We start from the raw sequence: 21,370 nt of genomic DNA, 5'->3' as shown, positions 1-21,370 counted from the left end.
TGGGTCGCTACATTACGCTGCGTATCGCGCTCGCGACTCTTGGCAACACCTGATCATTCAGGCCGGCCACATTAACCCGGCTGCTTTCCAGCATGTAAATGCCATGCTCGTCTCGCAGTCGGCGAACCTGTTCCGGTGTTATTCCCAGAAACGAGAACATGCCCCGTTGCCGGGCAATAAAGCCAAAGTCACCCACCGGAGCCAATGCATCCGCAAAGGCGTGTCGCAGGCCCAGAATGCGCTCACACATGCCGCCCAGTTCTCTTTGCCATCCTGCGCGCAATGCATCGTCAGCCAGAATGGTCTCGACGATGGCGGCCCCGTGGGCCGGGGGCATGGAGTAATGGGAGCGCACAACGTTCAACAGTTGGCTGGTTGCCGCCGTATTAATGCCACTTGTGGCCGAGATCAGCATCAGGGCACCTGTGCGTTCCCGATATAGGCCGAAGTTCTTGGAACAGGAAGCGGCAACCACCATCTCGGGCACCTGGCCCGCCAAATACCGCAGGCCGGCGGCGTCTTCCTCAAGGCCTTCACCCAACCCCTGGTAGGCCATATCCACAAAGGGCAACAACCCCTTACGTTGGATCAGTTCGGTAACCGACTGCCACTGATCAAACGTCAGGTCAGCACCAGATGGGTTATGGCAGCAGCCGTGGAGCAGAACCACATCCCCTGCTCTGGCACCTTCCAGTGTCGCGAGCATGGCGGGGAAATCTACCGTTAATGTCTCGCAATTGAGATAGGGATATTCGCGAATGTTCAGGCCGGCGCCACCTAATAGCGGCATGTGGTTGGCCCAGGTAGGCGTACTGACCCAAACTGTGGTGCCTGGCTGGCACAGCCGCAAAAACTCAGCAGCCATACGCAATGCACCGCAACCGCCCGGCGTCTGGATCACCGAGGTTCGGCCATCGTGAACCAGGTTATTACTGTCGCCCAGAATGAGGCGCGCCATGGACTCATTGAAGCCTGCGGCCCCGGCGGGCCCTACATAACTCTTGGTGGTTTCACCTTCAAGCAGACGCCGTTCGGCTTCATGCACCGCGGCCATGATGGGTGTATGACCGGCGTCGTCCTTATAGACCCCAACCCCCAGATCAACCTTGTCTGGCCGATTATCGTCGCGGAACGCCTGCATCAGGTGAAGGATCGGATCCTGAGGTAACTGTTTCAGCGCCTCAAACATGATCTGCCTCCTTATCGTCTACCTGACTGGTCCGGATAAGTGTCGGGCTGCCAGTATCCAGAGCCTTGATCAGCTGTGTCTGTTTTTCCTGAATCGCCTCTGCCGCCTGCTCGCGCACTGGGCCATAGCCCCGCACCTCACTGGCCAATTCTGCCAGTTGCAGGAAGGTGTCGTAATTGCTGGCATCCAGCTCACTGACAATCCGCTCCACCAGCTGCTCGTAGTTTTTCAACTGAGCTCGATCCATTTTCCGGTCAGCGGAATAGCTGAACGGATCTATGGCTGTGCCGCGCAGCACGCGGAACTTCGCCAACAGTTTGAATGCACGGAACATCCAGGGGCCAAACTGACGTTTCTTGGGCCGGCCCTGGGCATCGGTACCACGATTCATGATGGGCGGGGCCAGATGGAAGTGAACCTTGAAGTCACCCTCGAAGGTGTCGTTCACCTCCTTCATAAAGTCGGTTTCTGCGAACAGCCGGGCCACCTCGTATTCATCCTTGAAGGCCATGAACCGGTACAACTGCTGAGCCACGGCGCGAGTCAGCAATTGGTTGGTCTCACCCAGTTTTTCCTCTGCTCCACGCACCTGCTTTACCAGAGTGGTATAGCGAGCTGCCCAGCGGCGGTTCTGGTAGTTCACCAGATGTGTGTGGCGACTGTTGATCAGCTCGTCCAGGCTCATCTCCGGCTTCACTTCCTTTACCTGCGCCTCGCCGGTGTTTAGCAGGTCGGTGATAACCTTCACATCTGTCGCCGCAACGCGACCCCAGCCAAAGGCTTCCTTATTGCGCTCAACCGCAACGCCATTCAGCTCAATGGCTTTCATCAGCGCAGCCTGCGACAACGGCAACAACCCTCGCTGCCAGGCAAAGCCCAGCATCATCACGTTGGAAAACACCGTGTCGCCCAACAGCTTCTCGGCGATGCCATTGGCATCCATTCGTGCAAAGTTGTTGTCGCCAACTGCGTGACGGATCAAATCAAGTCGCTTTTCTGACTGCATGTCCGCGTCACGGAAAAGCACATAATCCCCGGTGGGCAATTCTGCCTCGTTGGCGACCACACGGGTGTAATCTGGCCGCAGAACGCTCAATGCTTTCTGGGACGACGCAACCACCAAATCACAGGCGATTACCGCATCAGCCTGGCCGTTGCTGATACGAACCTGGTGCAGTTTGTCAGGAGACGGCGCCATGCGTACATAGCTGAGCACCGTGCCGCCCTTTTGGGCAAAACCGGTAAAATCCAGAACGGACGTACCCTTGGCCTCAAGATGTGCTGCCATGGTAATGAGCTGACCTACGGTTACAACGCCTGTGCCACCGACGCCGCCTACCAACACATCGTAGGAGCCCGCCAGTTCCGGCAGCACCGGCTCCGGGATATCCGTGAGTTTGCCAGTAAGCACAGAACCCGTGTCCATGCCGCGGGATTTGCGCAGTTGACCGCCCTCGATGGTCACAAAACTCGGGCAAAACCCGTTAACGCATGAGTAATCCTTGTTGCAGGAGGACTGGTCAATCTTGCGCTTGCGGCCCAGCTCGGTCTGGCGGGGCACGACAGAAAGGCAGTTCGACTGCACGGAGCAGTCGCCACACCCCTCACACACGTGGTGGTTGATGAACGCCCGCTTAGCGGGATCCGGGTACAGATTACGCTTGCGCCGGCGGCGCTTCTCAGCGGCACAGGTCTGGTCGTATATCAAAATGGTGCAGCCGGGAATGTCACGCAGCTCTCTTTGAACGCTATCCAGTTCTGTGCGGTCGTGGAAGGTTACGTCGCTTGGGAACAGTTGCTTATGGCCGTCGTACTTTTCCGGCTCATCGCTGAGCACCACAACCCGGCGCACACCCTCCGCAGCGACCTGCTGGGCAATCATGGGCACGGTAATCTGGCCATCCACAGGCTGACCGCCGGTCATCGCTACCGCATCATTGAAAAGGATTTTGTAAGTAATGTTAATGCCGGCAGCAACCGCCTGGCGAATCGCCATGGAGCCAGAATGGAAATACGTGCCCTCCCCCAGGTTCTGGAATATATGGGGGTTGCCGGTGTAACGGCTCTTGCCGATCCAGTTGACCCCTTCACCACCCATCTGGATCAGGGATTCGGTGTTACGGCCCATCCAGGAGGCCATAAAGTGGCAACCGATTCCGGCCAGCGCCTTGCTGCCTTCCGGCACTTTGGTGGAGGTATTGTGAGGACAGCCTGAACAGAAATACGGCAGGCGCTTTACGCCACCCGGATCCTGAGCGTTGCTCATACTGTTGATGGCCATCAGGCGTTCGTTGTAATCCTCGCCGAAAAAGTGGCCAAGGCGGGCGGCCAGAAAACCGGCGACCAATTTGGGGCTCAACTCGCCGACATAGGGAATCAAAGGCCGGCCCAGCTCGTCCTGTTTGCCGGTAATCAGAACCTCGCCGGGGCGGTCGGGCTCGGACATGGCCTCTTTGATCTGGCTCTCGATAATGCCCCGCTTTTCCTCGATAACCAGTACTTCTTCCTTGCTATGAACAAAGTTGAGCATGCCCCGGCGCTCAATCGGCCACACCAGGCCCACTTTGTAGATATCCAGTCCCATCTCACGGGCCCGGTTTTCATCAATGCCCAGTAGATCAAGCGCTTCCAGAAGATCCAGATGGCCTTTTCCGGTGGTGACAATGCCAAAACGCGCCTCGGCATGATTGAACAGGCAACGATCAATGGGGTTGGCCCGGGCAAACGCCTGTACCGCCGCCAGCTTGTGTTCGATGCGGGTTTCCAGCTGAGGCCCCGGCAAATCCGGCCAACGATAATGCAGGCCAGTTTCCGGCGGAGTAAAATCATCCGGGGTTACAAACTCCGGCAGCGGCGGCAACTCAACCGAGGCAGCACTTTCTACGGTTTCAGACACCGCTTTGAAACCCACCCAGCAACCGCTGTAACGGGATAAGGCAATGCCCCAGAGGCCAAACTCCAGATACTCAGCAATATTGGCCGGGTTAATCGTGGGCATGAAAAAACTCATGAACGCCACATCAGACTGGTGCGGCATGGAGGAAGACACACAGCCGTGGTCATCACCGGCAATAACCAGCACGCCGCCGTGCGGTGAACTGCCATAAGTCGTGCCGTGTTTCAGAGCATCTCCGGCGCGGTCAACGCCTGGCCCCTTGCCGTACCAGATCCCGAATACGCCATCCACCTGGCGATCGTCATCGGTTTCTACCTGCTGGGTGCCCAACATAATGGTCGCTGCGAGGTCTTCGTTAATAGCCGGCACAAAATCGATGCGGTTTTCATCCAGATGCTTTTGGGCCTGCCACAGGGCTTGGTCGTATGCTCCCAAAGGCGAGCCACGGTAGCCACTAACCATACCTGCGGTCTTCAGCCCCAGTTTTCGATCCAGAGCGGCTTGCATCAACGGGATTCGAACCAAAGCCTGGGTTCCGGTAAGAAAAACCCTGCCAGAGTCACGCAGGTAGCGATCTTCAAGCTTGTAATTATCCAGCTGAGAGATGTCGGTGGACATGGCGCCCTCCTTTTTGTCGATTTTATGACCAAAATTCTAGAGGGAAGTTCGCAAAAGGTGCTTGCTTATTGGGAGGTATTTTTTGCTTCTTGCACAATATTATTTGATAAATGACAATACATTCGAAGATTCTTTTATAAAAAATAGGTGTTACTAAATGAAACAGGTAGGGCTGGATAAACTCGACCAGCGTATCCTTGCGATACTGCAACAAGATGGGCGAATCAGTAACCAGCAACTGGCAGAGCAAATTGGGTTATCGCCGGCAGCCTGCTGGCGGCGCGTAAGAACCTTGAGGAGACTGGCGTCATCACGGGTTACAGCGCACAGCTGGCGCCCGAGCGCATCGGCCAGGCGCTGTGTGTACTGGTCAACCTGTCGCTTCAGCGCCACACCATAGACAGCACTGCGGAGATTGAGCAGAAAGTAAGCAGTTATCCAGAAGTGCTTCAGTGTTTTGCAGTTACCGGTAATGCGGATTTTGTGTTGCGTGTCATCGTGCCAGACATGGCCAGCTACGACCGATTCCTGAATGATAAAATATTCACCCTACAGGGCATCGCGCAGGTTAACTCCAACTTCGCACTGCGGGAAATCAAGAACACCCAAACAATACCAGTAGGAAGTGCTGCGTAGCCCGGCACTCAGCCAGAACCTTCAGGCGTAGACTAAGACACTGCTAGGCCCGGAAGTTATGGGTTGGAGAGAGCTATGGGTCGGTTCTGAAGCCACACCAGTAAAACGGCAATCAAGGCTACAACTACGCCCGAAAGCCCAAACGACACACCAAAGCCACTCATACCAAGTACCGCGCCGAACAGCAGCGGTGCCACAAAGTGAACCGCCCGGTTAGCCATCAGGCGCATCCCCAGCGCACCAGATCTCTGCTCCCGCGCGACACTCTCTGCCAGAACGACCATCGACAGGGGCTGCGTAAGACCTCCGCCAAGCCCCACAAAAATGGACAGGAGTGCGATGAAGGGCGCATTGGTCGCAAGGCCCATGCAGGCCAAACCTGCAGATATGGTACAAAGTGCCAAGGTTGTTGCTTTCCCGCGCCCTCCCACCGCGAGGATAATCCGTGGAATAAACGGCCGTATCACCATAGAAACGCCCGCCCTCAGGCTGACAAGCACCCCGATCATCACAGCACTCATTTCCAGACTATCGAGATAAACGGGCAAGTAACTGCCGTAAACGCCAAGTGCAAACATACCTGCGACAGTAATGGCGATTGACACCTGAACGCCGGTGTTGTGGCGCATCAATGCCGCTTGGGCACGAAAGCCCGTCTGCTTGCCGGTAACCGACATGCCTAGCGTTGCCTCTCCCGTTAGCGCAAGGCCTGACAGCCCTCCCAGCAAAGCAATACCGGCCATCACCAGAAACAGATTGTCAACGCCACCGGCCCAATGAATCCATCCCCCTGCCAGCAAAGGGCCAACTACCTGCCCACCAGACAGCCAAGTGGAGTACCAGCCAAAATAGCTTTCCAACTTAGGGCCAGTTGCCAACGACGAGATAATTGTTTGGGCCGACAGCACCATCTGAAGGTGCGCCAACCCGACCAATAGCTGGCCGCCAATAAGGCCGTAGTAGCCGGGCAGAAACTGCATCAGTAGCAGGCCACCGGTCATTACAAGCGCACCGACCACCAGTGTCACCCGGCCTCCATGGCGAGCCACCACGCCGCCCAGAGGAATGGCCAACAAAAAGGGAAGCAAATACTGGGAGCTAAGAATGACACCCAGCATAAGAGGAGAAGCACCGAGCTCCAGGCCGTATACCGGCACAGTCACCAGCAACATCGAATAAACAACAAAGCAGAATGTGAGCGAGACACAAACCGCCACGAAGTTCTGGCCGGCTTCATTGGCCGGCCGTCCAGGAGTGTTTTTGAGCGTTGGTCTTTTAATACATCACCGGGCAAACGTAGAGAGGAACCCACCAACCCGCAGTCTATTACGTTTAAATCAACATTTCAGGCCGTCATCGCGGCGCTTCATGGTTGCCACAACGGAGCCTGCAACCACCAGAAAAGCTGCAAGTGGTAAGCGCCAGTCCGGAGCCGCTACCCCGGCAATCACCAAAAAAGTAGCAGCCAACACAGGCACACCATAGGCGAGGCTGCCTACCAGCGCCGCCGGACCGTTACGAAGTGCCAGATCCCAGGCACCATAGCCAACCCATAAGGCCCAACACCAAGGGCAATACCCGCAATAAGAGCGAGGCTTGACGGCAAACCGATAGCACCACCAGAAAGAACATCAGCGATAGCCGCTCCCACAGCCGCCAACAGAAAAAGCCCGGGCATTAGCGGCGCAATCGCAACAGGCGCGGCCTGGCAAATCCATGAATATAACGCCCAGCAGCAACCTGCCATCAACGCCAGCGCATATCCGATCATGTATTGCGACCCCCCTCGCTCCCGGTTCCCGGAGAAAGTAATACCGCTGCGCCAGAAAACGCTATGAGTGCCCCAAACAGAACCGGAAGTGGAATCCTGCGATGAAATAACCACTGACTCATTACAATGAACATGACGGGCCAAGTGTAGGTGAGCAACGCGGCCTCTGCGGTAGGCGCCATACCCACTCCGGTCAGATAACCTCCGACCGCACCGAGTATCAGAGCTGGTACCAGGCCGTAAATCGCCAACTTCCATTTCAAAGAAAGCGGCGCCTGCCCCACCTGGCTGCCTCGGGTATGGCGCTTGCGAAGGCTCGTTGGCAGCGCCGCTATGGCGCCACTGAGCAACGCAATAGCCGTCAGCTGAAAAGGCGGTACAGAACTTGCCAAGTCCACCAACAGAGGTGCACCAGCCCAGAGCACAACGGCAAAAAGGGCGGCAATAATACTGATATAAAGTGGGCGGGAAGCGTTTGCGATTATATGCACCGTCGTAACTCCTTTTGCTGTGGGTGGATTGGATTCGACAGTGACAGGCTATACAATAACAACCAATCACAAAATCAATGCTTTTTGATATATCACATCACAGGAATTGATAGATTGAGACAGCGAATACTGGATTTGAACATGCTCTTGACCCTGGTGACCATTGCAGACACAGGCACCATGACGGCGGCGGCAGAAAGACTGTCCTATACCCAGTCCACGGTGAGCATGCAATTAAACCGCTTAGAGGCAGCGCTTGGTGTTCCGCTTCACGAGCGGGATGGGCGGCGGATAAGATTTACAGCAGAAGGTCAAAAATTGGTGGCTACGCCAGAAAGATGCTGGAACTCAACAGCGAAGCCGTTGACGACGTTCAGCAACGCCAGGTTTCCGGGGATCTAAACCTTGGCATACCCGAAGATTATGCCTTCCTGCTTACCTCAGCACTATCTCACTTCAACCGGCAGTTTCCTGCCGTGCAGTTGCAGGTTACATGCCGATCAAGCGTCGAATTGGTAAAGCAGGTGCAGGCAGGAAACATGGATTTGGCGGTGGTAACACGCCAGGCACGCTCCCCAGGCGGCGAAGTCATCCGGCGAGAGCCTCTGCTGTGGGCCGTCGGTGCCAATGCCCAGCCATCTCTGACCGACCCGATCCCCTTGGCGTTCTATTCACCAGGAGCAGATGTATTCCGGGACGTTGCCGAACAGGCCTTAACAAACGCAGGGCGGGATTGGCGAATGGCCTATTCCAGCCAGTCCATGACCGGCCTTATGCCGGTCGTTGCTGCAGGGCTGGCGGTGGCCGTTATCACACGAAACATGCTTACCCCACAGTTGCGAGTGCTGGACGAGCGCAACGGCATGCCCGCACTGCAGTCCGTGGAGATTGCACTGCATCGACCCGCCGGCAGGCCAACGGAGCCTGCGAAGCAATTGGCAGAACTGATTCGGAGCCATCTGTCGACTGCAGATTGAACCTACCAACGCACGATCCAAACCACTTCAAGCTTAACGACCAAGTTGTAGCAGTCACGGGTGCGGGTATGGGCCGCGCCTGATCAGGCAAACGGTGACGGCGCCTCTTTGAACTCCGCATACAGCTGCGGATAGTCCTCCCTGAGTCGCGAAAGGTTTGCTTGTGTGCCTTCTGGTAGCATTTGGAGCAGACGCTTCTGCTCGTTTTCGCTCAGGTGCTTGCGGAAGAACGGAAACAGCTTCTCACGCTCCGCACGCAGGTAAGCAAAATGGGCATCGAGATAGGCTTTGAAGTCGTCGGCGAAACGCTCCATGGGAACAACCGCGTCCATCAGTATCATATCGAGATTGTCGGAAAGCATTTTTAATCGCTTATTCAAGGCTTGGTAATCCTCGGACAGTTGACTGCTCACCGCATCGGCTTCGGCCCCCTCACCTAGTAGGTGCTCACTGTGCAGGCGCTCCAAGGGCGCGATAAAGCCCGTCATGTAATCGAGAATATAATCCACAACCTCCCGTATCAGATGAAAATCCGGGCGCTCGCCCTGCGTCAGGGCTTTGTGCCTGAGCGAGAGTACGTGTAGCAACCGCGCCATATTGGCGTGATCGCGACGCAATTGGTTAAGGGTCGCCATGCTATAGCCTCCTTTGCTGGTAGGTCGTATTATAGTTATATCTCCGAACTTCATCATATTGAATCGTTCGTTGTAGAAATACCAGAGCCTGCAACATACTCAACTACCTTTCAGTCCCACGCTCCCACTAAGGGTTTGGGCGAGCTCAATCATTGGCGCAGGATACAGTCCCAAAAGTATTACCAGCCTGCCAGCGCCAGTACAAAGAGTCCACCGGCTCGCGTGCCCCAATCATCGGATGCGTCGCGGCGCCGCATTCCAGGCTGAGCCAGAAACAGTGTGATCGTAACTCTCAAGTAGTAGTAAAGCCCAATGGCGCTGCCAACAATGATACCGCCGACCAACCACCAGCGTTGAGCTTCAACCCCCAAGGCAATGAGATAAAACTTGCCGATAAAGCCAACGGTTGCAGGAATGCCCGCCAGCGACAGCATGGCCACGGTAAGCACGGCGGTCAGATAAGGACGCCGCCAGAATAGGCCGCGATAATAGTGCAACCCCGCAGCGTCTTCGCCGCCGGCGGTGCTCGATATCAGGATAACCACGCCAAACGCTGCCAAAGTGCTCAACACGTAGGTGATCAGGTAGACCCCTCCCGTTTCCGCCGCCAAGCCGTCCGCAACCACCAGTACGATCAGCAAATAGCCGAAATGAGCAACCGACGAATAGCCGAGAATACGCTTGAGGTTAGATTGAGTCAGCGCCAACAGATTGCCAACCAACATGCTGGCCAGTGCCAGCCCGGTCAGCACCCCGCGCAGCCACTCACCTTGCAGAACTGGCATCGACAGCATCAAGCGCAGCAGCAGCATGAATACCGCCACCTTACTGGCTGTGGCCAGAAAAGTCGTCGCCGGCCCCGGGCCGCCCTCGTAGACGTCCGGGGTCCATAGATGAAAGGGCACCACCGAAAGTTTGAAGCCCAGCCCCACCAGCATCAAGCCGATACCCGCCAAGCCCCAGGCACCCGTGTCCTGACTCAAGCTGCCCATCAAGACATCGAGTCGTAAATCACCGGTCTGAGCATAAAGTAGCGCCATGCCGAACAGCAAAAAGGCGCTAGCCACAGCAGAAAGAATCAGGTACTTAATACCCGCTTCCAGGGAACGTTGTTCATGGAAGGCGTAAGCCAGCATTCCGTAAAGCGGCATAGATAGCAGCTCCAGGCCGATAAACAGGCTGGCCAAATGACTACTCGCTGCAAGCACCAGCCCCCCTGTCGCCGCGCAAAGCAGCAGAATATAAAACTCTTCTCGGGCACCGTGGAAAGATTCGAGATAGGCATGGGACAGAATCGCGCAAGCCAGGGTCGAGGCCAGGATCAAGATCCCGGCCAATAGGGCCAAACCGTCCAAGTCGAGCAGTGGCGTATGCACGGGAATCACCCGCCAGGCAAATGCTTGTGCGATCAGGGCCAGCCCCAGGCCCAATACGGTAACGGCAACCGTCACAGCGTGTTCTCGGCGCCAGGCGATGCCTAGCATCACTGCCACCGCCGTCGCGGCCACTAGAATCATTGGCAGGTAAGCAAGAGCTGCAGCAATGGGCATCAGCGGGCCTCCTGCGTTAGCGTAATGACGGTGTCGGAGGGCTCGAACAGCCGTTGCACCTCACTCATTGCGGCTTCGGTGGTATCAAGCAGTGGCTGGGGGTAAACGCCAAGCCATATAAGCAGGGCAACGATGCTCAGCATCATGGCAAACTCTCGAATATCAAGCCCCTTCAACGGGGTCTTGATACTTGGCGGGCCATAGTGCACCCGCTGCATCAGAATCAGTGAATAGATCGCGGCCAACACCAGACCAAAGCTGGCGATCACCACCACCCAGGGTGCCGTGGGAAAGGTGCCGAACAGCACCATGAACTCACCGACAAAGTTGGCTGTGACCGGTATGCCCAGCGAGGCGGCGATAAAAAACAGCCAGAACCCGGGCAGGCTGCCCAACCGATTCCACAGACCGCCCATTTTTCCAAGCTCCCGGGTATGCAGCGCTCGTAAAGCTGCCCGCTGAGGATAAACAACCCAGCCGCGGAAAAGGCGTGGGCCAGCATCAATACCACCACTCCCTGCAGGGCCAGCGCAGAGCCAGAATAAATGCCGATCAGCACGAACCCCATGTGGGCGATACTGGTATAGGCGATAAAGCGCTTAACGTTCTGCTGCCCGCAGGCCAGCACCGCACCGTAGTAAATACCTAAAAGGCCAAGGCCCATGGCGATGGGCGCGAACGCCTGGGATGCCTCTGGAAACAGTGGCAAGGCGAAACGCATCATGCCGTACGCAGCGGTCTTGAGAAGAATGCCCGCCAGGTCTACGCTACCGGCGGTAGGTGCCTGAGCATGGGCATCTGGCAACCAGCCATGCAGCGGCACCACCGGGAGCTTGACCGCAAAAGCTATAAAGAAACCCAGCATCAACCACCGGGAAAGCGTCGGCGACAGCGTGGTCTCGAGCAGCACCTGATAACTGAATGAATACTCGCCGGTGCTGGCGTGGTGGGCGAACACCAGCCCCAGGATGGAGACCAGCATCAGCAGCCCGCTGGCCTGGGTATAAATGAAGAACTTTGTCGCCGCGCCGATACGGGTTTGGCCTTTAGAGCCACTATGGCCCCACAGCGCAATCAGGAAGTACATCGGCACCAGCATCAGCTCCCAAAAGAAAAAGAACAGGAACAGATCTATGGCCAGAAACACCCCGGTAACCCCAGCGAGAATCCACAGCAGGTTGAGGTGGAAGAAGCCAATTCTTCGTACGATTTCGTTCCATGAACACAACACCGCCAGAACACCGAGAAAAGCAGTCAGGGCGATCAACACCAGCGACAAGCCATCCAGAGCCAGGTGAAAGCTGATGCCAAAACGCTGAATCCAGGCCACTTGATACTCCAGCGCCCACTGGGTTGCCGTGCCATCCAGCGCCGGTAACTGAAAGTCGAGCCGAGCCCATAGCCACAGCGAGATCAACAGCTCGATCAGCATGGTGACAAGCGCGATGGAACGCGTTGGCCTGTCGCCAAGCCGCTCCATCTGCCAGCACAAGAGCCCCCCAAGGAAAGGGATCACAATTAGCCACACCAATATCATAAGCGTTGCATCTCCTTATGTGCGTATCCCGCGCCCCCTAAAGCACCAGCGCCAGGCTTAGCAGTATCAACGTGGCCCCGATCACCATGGTGGCAGCATAGCCGCGCAGCTTGCCGGTCTGGGTTCGGGACAGCCCAAAGTGCACGGCGCGCAAGATCTGAGCAATCAATCGGAAGAAAGCATCAAACACATCGCCTCGCATCACACGCACCACGCCGCGATAGGGCCGTACCAGCAGCCAGTCAAAAACAATGTCAAAGCCCCAGCTAGATGCCACCAGGTTCGCAGCCCGGCACCGACCCCCTGCTGCGTGACGCGCGCAAGCCAATCGCGTTTGAATAAGAACAGCCAGGCTCCCACGCCAAGGCCAATCAATGCTGTGGCAGAAGCGATCAGCTCAAGCACAGTATGTCCCGCTTCCACGCCCGCGCCGGGGCCAGCAGGAAGAACTGCACTAAGGGGCGGCGTAATCCACGCGCCGAGCATCGTTGAGAGCAACGCCAGGATGATCAGCGGCAAGCCGTGGGCCAGCCCTCTCCCGGCTTTGGCCGTGCGGGCGCCGTCACTTTTCATCTCGCCATGGAAGGTGCCAATGATCAATCGCAGGGTATAGAGAGACGTTAGGAAAGCGCCAACCAAACCAGCAAGCAGCAGCCCCTGGCGGTCTGCTGCCAGTGCTTGCCAGAGAATCTCATCCTTGCTGTAGAAACCCGCCGTAACCAACGGCAAGGCCACCAAAGCCGCGCCACCCACAATAAAGCCCAGATAAGCCAGAGGCAGCGTGCGCCACAGCCCACCCAAGCGGCGCATGTCCTGCTCGTGATGACAACTGACAATAACCGCGCCGGCAGACAGAAAGAGCAACGCCTTGAAGAACGCGTGGATCATCAAGTGGAAGATTGCTGCGTCATAGGCGCCAACGCCCAGCGCCAGAAACATATAGCCGATCTGGCTCATGGTGGAATACGCCAGCACGCGTTTTATATCGGTTTGAGCCAAGGCCGCGAAGCCCGCCATCAGCAGCGTCAGGGCACCAATCAAACCCGTCAGGTAAAGCGCCGTGGGGGCCAATTCAAATATGCCCGTGCATACGCGCGATCAAATACACCCCGGCGGTGACCATGGTCGCCGCGTGAATCAGCGCCGACACCGGCGTGGGACCAGCCATCGCGTCGGCAAGCCAGGTGTGTAACGGCAACTGAGCCGACTTGCCCACCGCTCCGCCGAGTAGCAACAAGGCCGCAAGCTCTACCGTCGAGTCACCGGCGCGCCACATCTGCGGTGCCAGAGAAAGGATCTCGGCAATGTCCAGGGTGCCCAGCTTGGCGAACAACAAAAACATGCCGATGGCCAGAAACACATCGCCAATACGAGTAATAATGAAGGCCTTGAACCCCGCCCAGCCATTGGCGCTGTCTTGATAGTAGTAGCCGATCAGCAGGTAACTGCACATGCCGACCCCCTCCCAGCCCAAAAACAGCAGCAGCAGATTGTCGCCCAGAACCAGAAGCACCATGCTGAACACAAACAGATTCATGTAGGTGTAAAAGCGCGTGATACCGTCATCACCGCGCATATACCAGGCGGCGAACAGGTGTATCAAAAAACCCACACCGGTAATAATGCCGAGCATGGTCAGCGACAGCCCATCCAGCGCCAATCCGATGCTGGGCTGAAAATCGCCCACGGATATCCAGGTCCACAGGGTCACGATTTGAGGCTGGCTGGTGCTGGCAGTGCTGTCGACAAAACCCAGCGCCAATAACGCCGTGGCCATGGCGGCCAACCCAACACTGCCTACCCCTACCAAGGTGCTGGCGCGGTAGCCAAGCGTGCCTCGAGAAAACGCCAAAATCAGCGTTCCTGCCAAAGGCAGCAGGAAGGTTAACGGCAGCAGCTGCATCGTCGAAAAAAGTGGCGTTATCATGTCCATTATCCGCGCATCCTGCTGACCGCATCGATATCCAGAGACTTGAAGCGTCGGTGCAGCTGAATCAACAGCGCCAGGCCAACGCTGGCCTCGGCCGCTGCCAGAGTGATCACCAACAAAAACATGACCTGGCCTTCTGGTTGCTGCCAGCCCGCGCCGGCGACAATAAAGGCGAGTCCAGCGGCGTTGAGCATAATCTCAAGGCTCATCAGCACGAAGATCATGTTGCGCCTGAACATCAGCCGGCTAGCCCCAACGCAAACAGGATAGACGCCAGCACCAGACCATGCTCCATGGGCACGCCGTTCATGATGCCTCCTTGCCAGCTTCTGGCCCGTGCTGACGCTGGCGCCCTACATGAGAGGCCGTAACCAGTGCGGCCAGAAGCAGCAAAGCGCTCAGTTCCACCACCAGCAACCAGGGGCCGAACAAAATTGTGCCAACCTGCTTGGCGCTCAGTACATCCCCCTGCACTAGCATGCCGGCATCACCGCGCCACAGCGTACTGATCAGTGTCAGCAATAAGATGCCAGCAAGTAACGATGGGCCCAGCCAGGTGCGCGGCTGCAGCCAGATGCGCTCTTGGGCGACTGCCGCCTGGCCCAGATTGAGCATCATCACCACGAATACGAACAGCACCATGATTGCCCCGGCGTAGACAATAATTTCGAGCGCCCCCGCGAAGGGCGCGCCCAGGGCAAAGAACACCATGGCCACCGCCAGCAGCGACACCACCAGGTACAACACCCCATGCACCGGGTTGGGATTGCAGATAACTCCCAAGGTCGCCAACACTGCGACCAGACCGCTCAGGTAAAATGCAAATTCCATGTGCCCTCCTTTACTTCCCGTTCCAGCAAAGTGACGCCGGCAATTCGGCGTCAGGGAAGCAGCGTGGTGACATTGACCGGCTCTTCTTCAACTTCTCCCTTGCCCTTGTCCTTACCGGCGATGGCCAGGCCCGCCACTTTGTAGAAATTGTAATTATGGTCTTTGCCGGGGCCGTTAATTAGAAGATCTTCCTTTTCGTAGACCAGCTCCTGGCGGTTGTATTCGGCCATTTCGAAGTCCGGAGTCAGTTGAATTGCAGAGGTCGGACAGGCCTCTTCGCACATGCCACAGAAGATGCAGCGCGAGAAATTGATGCGAAAGAATTCCGGATACCAGCGGCCGTCCTCTCTTTCACCCTTCTGCAACGCGATACAATCCACCGGACAGGCCACGGCGCAAAGATTGCAGGCCACGCAACGCTCCTCGCCGTCTGGATCCCGAGTCAGCACAATCCGGCCGCGGTAACGCGGCGACAGATAAACCTCTTCTTCAGGGTAGTTAACAGTTTCGCGCTTGCGAAAGCCGTGCATAAACACTATGCCCAGGGTGCGCAATTGCGACCAGGTGCCTTTTAAAAGCCCTTTGTACATAGCAGTTGCTCCTTTTTAACAATCGCATCAAATGCTTTCAGCCCGGTGCAGCAAGCAGTATCACCGCGCCGGTCGCCAACAGGTTAATCAGCGTCAGCGGCAGACACACCACCCAGCCAAAGGTCATCACCCGGTCGTAACGCGGCCGAGGCAACGAGGCTCGCACCAGAATAAAAAGCATTAAAAAAACACTGGTTTTGAGCACAAACCAAACAATGGGAGGTAGCAGGGGCCCATGCCAGCCACCAAAGAATAGCGTTACCACCAGCGCCGAGATCAGTAGCATGCCGACGTATTCGCCAATGAAAAACATGCCGAACTTCATAGCGGAGTATTCAATGTGATAGCCGTCTGCCAACTCTTGCTCCGCCTCTGGTTGATCGAAAGGGTGACGGTGCACCACCGCAAAGCCGGCGATGAGAAAATTACAGAAGCCCAGAAACTGGGGAACGATGAACCAAAGCCCTTGCTGGGCATCAACGATCTCGCGCAGATTGAAAGAGCCGGCCATGGCCACAACGCCCATCAGGGACAAGCCCATGAACACCTCATAGGAGATGGTTTGAGCCGAAGAGCGCATAGCGCCGATCAGCGCGTATTTGTTGGCGCTGGCCCAACCGCCCAACAGTACCGAATAGACATTGATGCCACCCATGGCAAGGAAGAACAGCAGGCCGATATTCCAATTCGCCACGCCCCAACCTGGCGTAATAGGGATAATCATGAACGACAGCAGCAGCGAGGCCATGGCAATCGCCGGAGCCAGAACAAAGATCGTCTTATCGGCAAAGGGTGGTATCCAGTCTTCCTTGAAGAAGATCTTGATCATGTCAGCAACCAACTGCAGGGAGCCGAAAGGACCAACCCGGTTAGGGCCGTAGCGGTCCTGCCACCAGCCCAACAAACGCCGTTCCACCACGGTGAGAATCGCGCCCACCAGCACCGCTGCCAGTAAAATGACCAGCGCCTGCAGCATGGCCACGCCGATATCCATCACCGCCGGGGTCAACCATTCGGGGCGCAGGTTGGCTAACGTCCAGCTCATAAGGGCGCCTCCTCATGGCTCGATGCGGCACCGGGTGCGGGTGCGTTGATACGCGCCCATTCGCCGCTGCGGAACTCGCTGGAAAGCCCCGCCGGCAGGCTCACCACACCACTTGGCAAGCGCTGGTCGCAGCGCAGCGGTAAGGTCAGGCTCGCAGTATCTGTGGCCAGGGTCAGCAACGCGCCTTGCTCCAGCCCCAGCTGCGCTGCATCGTCGCTGGACAAACCAATACTCGGCGCTTCACTTGGCACACTTGCCCGTTCTTCAATGGGCGTAGCGCGGGCAGAGGTTTCCTCGCCGCCAAACAGCCGCGGCAACACCAATAGTTGCCAACCATTTGAGCGTGGTTTAAAGGCCGCAGGAACATCGCGGCTGTAATCGTAGGCGCCAGAGCGTGGCATAACCAAGCGTACACCGGGATCGCCGGCACGCAGATGTCCACCCACTTCGTCGGTAAATTTGTTCCAGGCTTGGTGCGAATTCCAGCCCGGCGCCCAGGCGAAGGGTACTTCCATGCGAGCCGGGTCGAAGCCGCTGTAGCCCTCCATTGAAAAGTTGAACGGCGTATCCGGATCTTGGGGCGTGCGCGGCTCACTCACCGAAATATTGGCACGCAGAGACGTCCGTCCGCTGTAGCGGTGCGGTGCTCGGGCCAACTTTGTCCCTTCTACCCGATAATCGGCTCCCGGGGCTGCAGCAACCATGTCTGCCAGTGCCGGGTAATCCCGCACGCAGGCCTCAGTAGCCTCGTCCAGGGTAATGGTACTGTCCTCATGCCGGAACACGCTCGCGCGCAGGGCGTGCAGCCAGCGCCAGCTTTCGTGAATACGGCACTCCGGGCGCAGATAGCGTGGATCGAAAACCTGGAAAAAGCGCTGGGCCCGGCCCTCCAGGCTTATTACGGTGCCATCCGCCTCGGCGAAGCTGGCCGCCGGCAACCCCAACGATGCTTGTTGCCAGGTACGGGTACGTTGATGATCCAGCACCATCAGCGTGGCCTCTGTATCCATTGCCGCTTTAACGCGCGCCTCCGGCAGCCGGGCGTACAGGTCATTTTCCAACACCACCACTGCGTCTGCGCGGCTTTCAGCTAATTCATCCAGGCCCCACTCCAGTGAGTGTCCTCCCAACATTGCAAGGCCGGTACTGTTAACTTCCCCTCGTATCAGCATAAACCCGGCGCGCTTGGTGCGTCGCGACAGCGCCCGGGCAATGTTGCCCGCCGCATCAAGCACGTGGGTAGATTCCAGTGAGCCACCACTGATCACCAGCGGCCTGTTTGCCGCCATCAACTGACCGGCTACCGCGTGTGCTGCCGCGGCAAGAGTTGCATCAAGATCTGGTACTGCCGGGGCATTCCCATCGATAGCGTGGGCAATGGCAAAGCCCAGACGAGCAACATCGGCAGGCGCCAGCCGCCAACTCCCGGCGCTGATCCCATCAAGCTCGGTGGCGCTGGGATAGACGATGTACAATGGGTGCCGGCTGTCTTGGGCCAGAGTCTTGACGGCTTCGGCATTCCACGTTGGAATACCTCGCCCCTGCGCCAAGTCATCACGCCGCGCCAGTGCCGCCTGACGTACCGCAAGCGCCAAGCGCGCGGCGCTGTGCATCAGGTCTTCACCCAGCACCAGCACCGCATCGTGCGCTTCCACCTCACGCAGTGTGGGAACTGGCAGGCCGCAAGAGCCTTCCAGCTCTGCCATGCGCTTAAGGCAGGCCAGTTCTTGCGCCGCTATGCCGCAGGAGAAATTCTCCCGGCCGACCAGCTCTATGAGCTGATGATTACTTTCCAGGCTGGCCCGGGGCGAGCCGATGCCGATGACTCGTCGAGCGCTACGCAACATATCGGCGCCGCGATCCAGCGCCGGATCCACGTCCAAAATGGCGGGGTTATCCGCTTGCTCGTTGCACCGCTCCTTCCATCCGTCGCTCCGCCATTCGGGGTGGCGGGGCCGGTCGGTACGATTGACGTATCCATAGCCAAAACGTCCGCGATCACACAGGAAGTAGCGGTTAAGTTCGCCGTTGTAGCGATTTTCTATACGGCGAATCTCACCGTAGCGTTCCCCCGGGCTGATATTGCAGCCCACCGCGCACTGATGACAAACGCTGGGCGCGAATTGCATATCCCACTTGCGAACGTACCGTTCCGAGTGGGTTTGGTCCGTGAACACTCCGGTAGGACAAACCTCCGTCAAGTTGCCGGAAAACGGGCTTTCCAGAACGCCCTCCTGATGACGCCCGAAATACAAGTTGTTGTTCATGCCGAAGACGCCAAGGTCCGTGCCACCGGCGTAGTCGTTATAGAAGCGCACGCAACGATAGCAGTTGATGCAACGGTTCATCTCGTGGGCGATGAAAGGCCCCAGGTATTGATTGCGGTGGGTGCGTTTGTTAAAGCGATAGCGGCGCCGATCGTGGCCGGTCATCACGGTAACGTCCTGAAGATGGCAATGGCCGCCCTCTTCGCAGACCGGGCAGTCGTGAGGATGATAGGTCATCAGCCACTCCACCACGCCCGCTCGAAACGCTCTGGCTTCCTCATCATCGATGGAAATCCAGCTGTCGTCCGTGGACGGCGTCATACAAGACATCACCAGCTTGCCCCGGGTGTCGTCCTTGTCTTTATACTGTTTGACTGCACATTGGCGGCAGGCGCCAATACTGCCCAGGCGGGATGCCAGCAGAAGTACGGAATATCAAGCCCCAGAGACAGACAGGCATGCAGTAGGTTGTCCGCCCCCTCGACCTGATAGGCCTTGCCGTCCACATGAATCGTAGCCATCAGCTCACCTCGTCCGGCGCCAGATGCGCAACACCTGCCTCAAACTCTGCCCGAAAATGCCGGATCGCCGACTCCAGAGGCATTGCCGCCCCAGGGGCATGGGCGCAGAAGGTCAGGCCTGGCCCCAGGTCTTGCGCATGCTGTGCAAGAATATCGATATCGCCCGGCTTGCCCTCGCCTCGCTCCAGCGCCTGCAGCAGTTTCACCGTCCAGGGCAGACCGTCGCGACAAGGCGTACACCAGCCACAAGACTCGCGGGCGAAGAACTGCTCCAGATTGCGCAGCAGGGATACAATGCTTTGACGCTCACTGACCACCGCTATCAGGCCAGTGCCCAAACGGCTACCGTATTGCCCAATGGTATCGAAATCCATAGGTACATCGAGATGTTCCGGCAGCAAGAAACCCGTGCTTCCGCCCCCGGGTAGCCAGGCTTTGAGCGTATGGCCGTCGCGCATACCGCCAGCACGATCGAGAATCTCCCGACCGCTGGTACCGATGGGCAGTTCCCAGAGCCCCGGGCGTTCCACAAGCCCGGACACGCCGTAAAGTTTGGTGCCGCCATCCTCACTGAGCCTCCGGAAAGTCCTTGATACCAATCTGCACCGTGCAGCATTACGCCCGGCGCGTTGCACAGGGTTTCGACATTATTAACCACTGTAGGCTTGCCCCAGGCGCCAGACTGGCCAGGAAACGGCGGCTTGGCCCTGGGGTTGGCGCGCTTGCCTTCCAGAGAATTAATCAACGCGGTTTCTTCCCCGCAGATGTAGCGCCCCGCGCCTGTGTGCAGCGCAAGATCAAAGTCGAAGCCGCTACCGGCAATGTCGCGCCCCAACAGGCCTGCCTCCCGCGCCTCTTCGATGGCCAGGGCCAGGGAGCGCGCCGCCTCAACGTACTCGCCGCGCAGAAAAATATAGCCATAGCAGGATCGATTGGCGAAGCCGGCGATGATCATGCCTTCAATCAGCAGGTGCGGTTGCTGCTCCAACAACAGGCGATCCTTGAATGTGCCCGGTTCCATCTCGTCGGCATTGCAGATGAGGTAGCCACGGGGCAGATGGTCTCCCACCTGGGTCAGACTCCACTTGAGCCCGGCAGAAAAGCCGCCACCACCTCGGCCACGCACATTGGCCTCTTTCATGGTGCCTATCACGTCGCCTGGCGTGAACGTCTCAAGGGTGCGAATGGCCGCTTGATAGCCCTCTTTTTCACGATATTCTCCAAGTCCGACACGTGCGCCATCCTCGCGCAAACGCCACGTTAGCGGGTGAGTATCCGCGCGGCGCTCACTGGCACTCTGGCGCAATTGACAGTGATAGCGCAGCCGTGAATCCCAAGGTATCGCCGTCATGGATAGGCCTCCAGAAGTTCACCCAGATCGCCCCCCGCGACGGGACCGAAGGTATCGTTGTCGATCATCATGGCAGGGCCGCGATCACAGGCTCCCAGACAACACACGGGCAGTAAGGTAAAACGCCCATCTTCGGTTGTCTGACCAAAGTGAATGCCAAGCCGCTCACTCAGGGTCTCGCACAATTCCTCATAGCCGGTGAGAAAACAGGAACTGCTGTCGCAAAGCAGAATCACATGGCGCCCCACCGGCTGACGAAAGATCAGGCTGTAGAAGGTCGCCACACCCTCCACTTCTCCCGCGCCGACGCCCAGCGCCTCGGCGATAGCGACAATCGCGCCATCCGGCACCCAACCGTGGCGGCGCTGCACGATTTTCAGCGCCTCAATACAGGCCGCCTGAGGCTGCTCATAATGATCTCGCTCAGTGAGCATGGCGCGCCGATCCTCCTGGTGAAGCTCAAAGCCATCACCATCGGTGGCGATGCGACTGGCTCTGCCAGCGCCTGATCGAACTTTCGACATATCTGTGTTGG

Annotated in this window: 15 protein-coding genes and 6 pseudogenes; 4 read left to right on the top strand and 17 right to left on the bottom strand. The window is 57.6% G+C overall.

Annotated elements, in window-relative coordinates:
• Positions 1 to 7 precede the first annotated feature (7 nt).
• Together BCA33_RS17275 and BCA33_RS17270 are read right to left on the bottom strand one after the other, a co-directional pair.
• On the bottom strand, positions 8 to 1,189 hold the full coding sequence (locus tag BCA33_RS17275; protein WP_071267803.1) for an amino acid aminotransferase: 1,182 nt from the start codon (positions 1,187 to 1,189) through the stop codon (positions 8 to 10).
• Entirely contained in the window at positions 1,182 to 4,703 is a 3,522-nt protein-coding gene (locus BCA33_RS17270) for an indolepyruvate ferredoxin oxidoreductase family protein (protein ID WP_071267801.1), read from the bottom strand. Before BCA33_RS17270 ends, BCA33_RS17275 begins: the two co-directional genes overlap by 8 nt.
• A gap of 157 nt (positions 4,704 to 4,860) precedes the next feature.
• Here BCA33_RS17270 and BCA33_RS22275 point away from each other — a divergent pair, with 157 nt between their 5' ends.
• Positions 4,861 to 5,103, top strand: coding sequence for an Lrp/AsnC family transcriptional regulator (locus tag BCA33_RS22275; RefSeq protein ID WP_254774548.1), 243 nt, complete (start codon positions 4,861 to 4,863; stop codon positions 5,101 to 5,103).
• Positions 5,013 to 5,339 carry an Lrp/AsnC family transcriptional regulator gene (locus BCA33_RS22270; RefSeq protein ID WP_368087267.1) on the top strand — a complete coding sequence of 109 codons (327 nt, stop codon included), beginning with the start codon at positions 5,013 to 5,015 and terminating at the stop codon, positions 5,337 to 5,339. The genes BCA33_RS22275 and BCA33_RS22270 overlap by 91 nt, the downstream gene beginning before the upstream one ends.
• Positions 5,340 to 5,395: 56 nt before the next feature.
• On the opposite strand, the gene BCA33_RS17260 is transcribed toward BCA33_RS22270, so the two are convergent.
• The 4 genes from BCA33_RS17260 to BCA33_RS22260 all read right to left on the bottom strand — a co-directional run bounded on the left by BCA33_RS17260 (position 5,396) and on the right by BCA33_RS22260 (position 7,601).
• The gene (locus BCA33_RS17260) at positions 5,396 to 6,556 is read right to left on the bottom strand and encodes an MFS transporter (RefSeq protein WP_254774546.1); all 1,161 of its coding nucleotides are present in this window, start codon (positions 6,554 to 6,556) and stop codon (positions 5,396 to 5,398) included.
• 120 nt (positions 6,557 to 6,676) lie between these two features.
• Complete coding sequence (locus BCA33_RS22585) at positions 6,677 to 6,808, bottom strand: hypothetical protein (protein ID WP_302848231.1); 132 nt, start codon at positions 6,806 to 6,808, stop codon at positions 6,677 to 6,679.
• A 26-nt stretch (positions 6,809 to 6,834) separates the two neighbouring features.
• Complete coding sequence (locus BCA33_RS22265; RefSeq protein ID WP_254774545.1) at positions 6,835 to 7,110, bottom strand: hypothetical protein; 276 nt, start codon at positions 7,108 to 7,110, stop codon at positions 6,835 to 6,837.
• Positions 7,107 to 7,601, bottom strand: coding sequence for a DMT family transporter (locus BCA33_RS22260; RefSeq protein WP_254774544.1), 495 nt, complete (start codon positions 7,599 to 7,601; stop codon positions 7,107 to 7,109). The genes BCA33_RS22265 and BCA33_RS22260 overlap by 4 nt, the downstream gene beginning before the upstream one ends.
• A gap of 114 nt (positions 7,602 to 7,715) precedes the next feature.
• On the opposite strand from BCA33_RS22260, the gene BCA33_RS22255 reads away from it, so the two are divergent.
• The gene (locus BCA33_RS22255; protein WP_254774543.1) at positions 7,716 to 8,003 is read left to right on the top strand and encodes a LysR family transcriptional regulator; all 288 of its coding nucleotides are present in this window, start codon (positions 7,716 to 7,718) and stop codon (positions 8,001 to 8,003) included.
• Positions 7,940 to 8,578, top strand: coding sequence for a LysR substrate-binding domain-containing protein (locus tag BCA33_RS17250; RefSeq protein ID WP_254774542.1), 639 nt, complete (start codon positions 7,940 to 7,942; stop codon positions 8,576 to 8,578). The genes BCA33_RS22255 and BCA33_RS17250 overlap by 64 nt, the downstream gene beginning before the upstream one ends.
• A gap of 83 nt (positions 8,579 to 8,661) precedes the next feature.
• Here the strand turns inward: BCA33_RS17250 and BCA33_RS17245 are convergent, their stop codons facing one another.
• The 11 genes and pseudogenes from BCA33_RS17245 to nuoE all read right to left on the bottom strand — a co-directional run bounded on the left by BCA33_RS17245 (position 8,662) and on the right by nuoE (position 21,359).
• A complete protein-coding gene (locus BCA33_RS17245) occupies positions 8,662 to 9,213 on the bottom strand; it encodes a hemerythrin domain-containing protein (RefSeq protein WP_071267797.1) in 552 nt (183 codons plus the stop codon).
• Positions 9,214 to 9,312: 99 nt separating this feature from the next.
• Positions 9,313 to 10,763 (bottom strand): annotated as a pseudogene (gene nuoN / locus BCA33_RS17240) (NADH-quinone oxidoreductase subunit NuoN).
• A pseudogene (nuoM, locus tag BCA33_RS17235) lies at positions 10,763 to 12,300 on the bottom strand (NADH-quinone oxidoreductase subunit M). Before nuoM ends, nuoN begins: the two co-directional pseudogenes overlap by 1 nt.
• Positions 12,301 to 12,337: 37 nt before the next feature.
• Positions 12,338 to 14,203, bottom strand: a pseudogene (gene nuoL / locus BCA33_RS17230) (NADH-quinone oxidoreductase subunit L).
• Between the two features lie 29 nt (positions 14,204 to 14,232).
• Positions 14,233 to 14,540, bottom strand: a pseudogene (gene nuoK / locus BCA33_RS17225) (NADH-quinone oxidoreductase subunit NuoK).
• On the bottom strand, positions 14,537 to 15,061 hold the full coding sequence (nuoJ, locus tag BCA33_RS17220) for an NADH-quinone oxidoreductase subunit J (RefSeq protein WP_071267795.1): 525 nt from the start codon (positions 15,059 to 15,061) through the stop codon (positions 14,537 to 14,539). The pseudogene nuoK and the gene nuoJ overlap by 4 nt, the downstream one beginning before the upstream one ends.
• A gap of 50 nt (positions 15,062 to 15,111) precedes the next feature.
• Entirely contained in the window at positions 15,112 to 15,651 is a 540-nt protein-coding gene (gene nuoI, locus BCA33_RS17215; RefSeq protein WP_071267793.1) for an NADH-quinone oxidoreductase subunit NuoI, read from the bottom strand.
• Between the two features lie 37 nt (positions 15,652 to 15,688).
• The gene (gene nuoH, locus BCA33_RS17210) at positions 15,689 to 16,696 is read right to left on the bottom strand and encodes an NADH-quinone oxidoreductase subunit NuoH (RefSeq protein WP_071267791.1); all 1,008 of its coding nucleotides are present in this window, start codon (positions 16,694 to 16,696) and stop codon (positions 15,689 to 15,691) included.
• A pseudogene (gene nuoG, locus BCA33_RS17205) lies at positions 16,693 to 19,484 on the bottom strand (NADH-quinone oxidoreductase subunit NuoG). Before nuoG ends, nuoH begins: the two are co-directional and overlap by 4 nt.
• Positions 19,484 to 20,835, bottom strand: a pseudogene (gene nuoF / locus BCA33_RS17200) (NADH-quinone oxidoreductase subunit NuoF). The pseudogenes nuoG and nuoF overlap by 1 nt, the downstream one beginning before the upstream one ends.
• Positions 20,832 to 21,359, bottom strand: a complete 528-nt coding sequence (gene nuoE / locus BCA33_RS17195; RefSeq protein WP_071267887.1) for an NADH-quinone oxidoreductase subunit NuoE — start codon at positions 21,357 to 21,359, stop codon at positions 20,832 to 20,834. Before nuoE ends, nuoF begins: the two are co-directional and overlap by 4 nt.
• Positions 21,360 to 21,370 lie beyond the last annotated feature (11 nt).

It is taken from the genome of Marinobacter sp. AC-23 (assembly GCF_001858325.1).
Classification (GTDB): domain Bacteria; phylum Pseudomonadota; class Gammaproteobacteria; order Pseudomonadales; family Oleiphilaceae; genus Marinobacter.
This window is presented reverse-complemented; position numbering and strand designations above follow the sequence as displayed.